Source organism: Pradoshia sp., from assembly GCF_051873915.1.
In the GTDB taxonomy this organism is placed as follows: domain Bacteria; phylum Bacillota; class Bacilli; order Bacillales; family Pradoshiaceae; genus Pradoshia.
In genome coordinates, this window is sequence record NZ_JBJEFJ010000030.1 from 1 (window position 1) to 3,496 (window position 3,496).

4 protein-coding genes are annotated in these 3,496 nt (G+C 42.0%); 1 reads left to right on the plus strand and 3 read right to left on the minus strand.

What is annotated here, in order from left to right; all coding sequences use genetic code 11:
- From ACI35L_RS03250 to ACI35L_RS03260, 3 genes are all read right to left on the minus strand, one after another.
- Window positions 1-770, minus strand: a 770-nt coding sequence (locus tag ACI35L_RS03250; protein ID WP_439802233.1) for a YhgE/Pip domain-containing protein, incomplete at its 3' end; no start/stop codon positions are given.
- A 266-nt stretch (window positions 771-1,036) separates the two neighbouring features.
- Entirely contained in the window at window positions 1,037-1,651 is a 615-nt protein-coding gene (locus tag ACI35L_RS03255; protein WP_049671641.1) for a flavin reductase family protein, read from the minus strand.
- Window positions 1,652-1,664: 13 nt separating this feature from the next.
- Window positions 1,665-2,273 carry an alpha/beta hydrolase gene (locus ACI35L_RS03260; protein WP_439802234.1) on the minus strand — a complete coding sequence of 203 codons (609 nt, stop codon included), beginning with the start codon at window positions 2,271-2,273 and terminating at the stop codon, window positions 1,665-1,667.
- 358 nt (window positions 2,274-2,631) lie between these two features.
- Here ACI35L_RS03260 and ACI35L_RS03265 point away from each other — a divergent pair, with 358 nt between their 5' ends.
- On the plus strand, window positions 2,632-3,288 hold the full coding sequence (locus tag ACI35L_RS03265; RefSeq protein ID WP_049671643.1) for a hypothetical protein: 657 nt from the start codon (window positions 2,632-2,634) through the stop codon (window positions 3,286-3,288).
- Window positions 3,289-3,496 lie beyond the last annotated feature (208 nt).

Sequence of the window (3,496 nt, forward strand, 5' to 3'; positions counted from 1 at the left end):
CCAGCCGCTAACTGACCGGCTCCATTTGCCAACTGGCCAGACCCCTGTACCGCTGTTCCCCAGCCTGCATTTACCTGTGCATTTCCGTCAGCGACTTGGTTCGCCCCGTCTGCCAGCTTATTGATGTCTCCTGCTTTACCAGTTAAAGAGCCCAATAATGTGCCCGTTCCGTCGTGAAGCTTCTTAGATCCGTCATTTAATTTTTTGGCACCAGCTGCACCATCGGAAAAGCCTTCTCCGACATCCCCTAAGGAAGCAAAGACGGTTTCCGTATAAGTCTCAGTAATCGTGTTTGAAAGCTGATTGCTTATCTTTTCGATAGCTGAGTTCGTGGCTGTGGCCGCAATGAAATGAAGGCCTTCATTTTGCGTGTATTTTAACTCAGGCTTTTCTGGATTCTCATCCATGACTGTCGCAACTTTCCTCGAGAAATCCTCTGGAATCTCGATCACCATATAATAATCATTATCTTTTAGTCCGCGTTGTGCCTGGCTGCTGCTGACAAACCTCCAGCCTAAGTCATTGCCTTCCTTCAGTTTGGATACTAAATCTCTTCCTACATTTACTTCCTTCCCGTCTGTTACAGTTCCTGCGTCATTATTAACGACTGCCACAGGCAAATTAGACAGATTATCATACGGGCCCCAGCTTGGAGTGAGCATAATCAAGCCATATAAGAGTGGAACCAGTAATACGGCGATAATCGATACCCAGAAACCCCTTCGCTGTCTAAGTTCGGAAAATCGATTTCCGCTGCCATATTCGTTCATATCTAACCCCCAGTTTGTCCGAAATATCTATGTCATGGTGGTTATGAAAGCGCAACCACTCGTATAAATGATATATATTCTGAATGGTCATTCAAATTCCTTCTAGTATTTCGATATTTTGTAATTATTTTAGATAATTTGACACTTTTCTTCTTTGTGATAAGTAAAACTAATACCTTATTTTAAGCATTCCTTATCGCCCTTCAGGCTAATAGACCCAAAAAAAGACCGTATCCTTTATAAAAGATACGGTCTCTTTATACATTTCATTTCGGTCGTTCCAGAATAAATTTTTCTCCTAGCTTCATATATTGATTGCCGGCAAGACGGCTGACAGGTCTTAATTCATCTATATTAATTCTTCCATTCTCATAAATCGATTCGTCAATATGATACCGCGTAATATTTCCAATAATCAGATCACAGCTAGCATCATCTGCTACCTGTCCCCCAAGAGGAATCGCCTTAGAAAGCGTGCATTCCATCCTTACCTTTGCATTGGTAATCCCAGGTACACGAACTGTTTCACTCTCTGTCAGCTTAAAGTCTGACACTTCTAATTCACTTACATTGGACGGAAGCTCTGCCGCTGTCTGATTGGCATCCACTGCATTCAACTCATCCGTGATATGGACCACAAACTCACGTGAATCCAATATATTCTGGGAAGTATCTTTCTTATGGCCATCCCTTCTTTGAACCGAGACAGCAATCATTGGCGGATTTGCACTTACAATCGTAAAATAGCTGAACGGTGCAATATTAACGACTCCCTCATTCGAAATCGAGGAAACAATCGCTATCGGGCGCGGTACAATCGTTCCCGTCAAAAACTTATAATTTTCTCTCTCGCCCATAGTAGTTGGATCTAAGGAAATCATGCTATTCCCCCCTTCAAGAAAATCTCTTCCCAAACCAATTTGCCGCGGCAGTTAATTCAGCATATGTCAGCTGATGCCCAGAGTTCTCCCAATGGACAGTGACATCAGCCTGTTGTGCGGAAAGTATTCGTTCCAGTTCGCTTGTTTCCTCCGGAGGACAGATAGGATCATTCTTTCCTGCTCCAATAAAAACAGGAAGGCCAGTCAAATCAGGTAATTCGATTCCTCTGATTGGTACCATCGGATGAAACAGAATGGCTCCAGCGAGTACGTTCTCGTAGTGGAATAATAGACTTGCGGCAATATTAGCCCCATTGGAATAACCAATCGCAACCACATTGTGACGATCAAACCCATATCGAACAGCTGCCTCATCCAAATAATCCCGAAGCTCCTTTGTCCTGTACTTCAAGTCCTCTTCATCAAATACCCCTTCTGCAAGTCTTCTAAAGAAGCGCGGCATCCCGTGTTCAAGAACATTTCCTCTCACACTTAACACGGAGGATGCCGGAGAAAGGTGCTCCGCAATGGGAAGAAGATCCCGTTCCGTTCCACCGGTTCCATGGAGCATAAACAGCGTAGGAGCCTTTTCATCTTTTCCTTTAGCAAAATAATCAATCATGGTTTTCCACCATCCCTTTGTTTGTGCCAGCCCTAAAACATCTCGAATTCAGTATAATATATTCCATGTTTATTTCAAAAAGGTTTGATTGAATAATCTACATTGATAACCAGCGTTTTTGTTAGAGCTATGCCTGCCATGAGTAAAAGAGGTAGTCATTTTTTATCGGCAGGATAATGGGCACGTTTTTCACCCATACTATTGAAATATCTATAACACACTTCATTAAATGAACCACTAGGCTACTACTTCATAATAATTTTTTATCTCTGACGGACATATAGAAGGAAAAAAGAACAAATTATTATAAGGATGGGATTTTTTCCGTTCCATAGTAAAAGGGAGGGTCAATAAAAGAATGAGAGTGACAAGAGCACGTCAAAAAAAGAAAAGGCAAAAAAAAATCAGAAACAGTTTCCTTAAGATGGGGGTACTATTAACGATAGCTGGCTGCCTGTATCTAGGATTTTCCCTATCAAATTGGGGAGATAGCTTTTCGTGGGCAAAGGATGCTTCAAAATCCGATTCAACCTCTTCTTCTCTAGCGGCATCCTCACAGGACATTACCTATAAAGAAGCACAAGGAAAAGTAATAGGATTAGCCGATAATCATACCATTGAGGTTGATTTAGATGGGAAGACGAAAACTTTTCATTGCCAGGGAAACACAAAATGTGAATCAGTGGTAAAGAATCTTTCTGATGAGGATGGCATCGTTCTCTACTATTATCAAGATGAAAACGGACAGAACAAAATCATAGATATAGCTATTATTTATACACATAAGCAAGGTGAGCTAGTTCAGTACATAGAGGGTACATATTCAGGCATGGCGGATTCACATACGATCGAAGTCACATTGCCCAAGCAAGTTGCCGCAGCCTATCAGCTTAGAGGTCCTTTATTAGAAGAGAATATCGAAAAGAAATTCACTAATGGGGATCGTGTACTCCTGACGGGCATTAAAACGGAAGACGGGATTGTTGTCTGGAATATGGAACATCCTCAACATTAAGTCGATGCAAGAAGATGCTGTCTAAATCTAATGAGAAAATCATCAAATGAAATAGGAGCGGCTCCATCTGGAGCCGCTCCTTCAGCTGTATTTTTCTATATTGAAGAAAAACCATAATATTTAGAACCTGCACCTTCATTCAGGTGCACGGGCAGGTCGCATCAACTATCTCGCTTCTTGCGCCTTCTTTTAGATGCTCCGGCAAGTG